This window comes from Vibrio sp. 1641 (assembly GCF_033339995.1).
GTDB classification, from domain to species: domain Bacteria; phylum Pseudomonadota; class Gammaproteobacteria; order Enterobacterales; family Vibrionaceae; genus Vibrio; species Vibrio alginolyticus.
The window spans coordinates 1-654 of sequence record NZ_JAWOVP010000227.1 but is presented as its reverse complement, the minus strand read 5'-3'; the positions used below and the strand labels follow the sequence as shown (position 1 = coordinate 654).

General features: G+C 48.9%; 1 protein-coding gene. It reads right to left on the bottom strand.

Going from position 1 to position 654, the window contains the following annotated elements; all coding sequences use genetic code 11:
* Positions 1-654 (bottom strand): collagenase (locus R7Z47_RS25200; RefSeq protein ID WP_318130811.1); only part of this gene is annotated, 654 nt, incomplete at both ends.

Here is a 654-nt window from a genome sequence, read left to right as displayed (position 1 = left end):
ACTTGCACTTCAGGTTCTGTTGGTTCGCTTGGCTCTTCTGGGTCCGTTCCTGGTTGCTCCGGTTCAACTACCACTTCTAACGTATCTAACCAACGATCAAATTCCGCATCATATTGTTGACCAAGCACAGTAACCTGCTGCGCCCATTGTGCAAACTGACCTGAACGAGACAACGCCAACAAGCTCTCTACATCTTGAGGGTGGTTTTCTAGCATGAAGCGAACCGCCAAGTAGCCCCAACGGTAAATGCGGTTGCTATCGTGCGAGTATGTGGTGTCAAACACCGTTGAAAGGCTCAGTTTGCCACTTGGGATCAGATCGATCGCGGCCTTGTAACCTTGTTTGTAATGCATGTATTCCGCAAAGCCTTCCAGCCACCAAACGATATGACCATGAGCTAAGTTGTCGCTGAATGAACCGTATTGGTTGGAACGTGCATCCAAGTAGTGAGTGTACTCGTGCTCAAGGTTCAAAATAGATAGATCTTCGCCATTCGCGTAGCGATAAGCCACGAAACGCGCCGTATTATCGGCTCTTGACGGGGTCCCCTCTAAGTACTGACCACCGTTATCCGTTGTATTGCCAAACAGGAATGAAGAGTAATCAACGTAGCTGTCGTTGCTTGCAAACACCGCGACTTCAACACGATCGTTC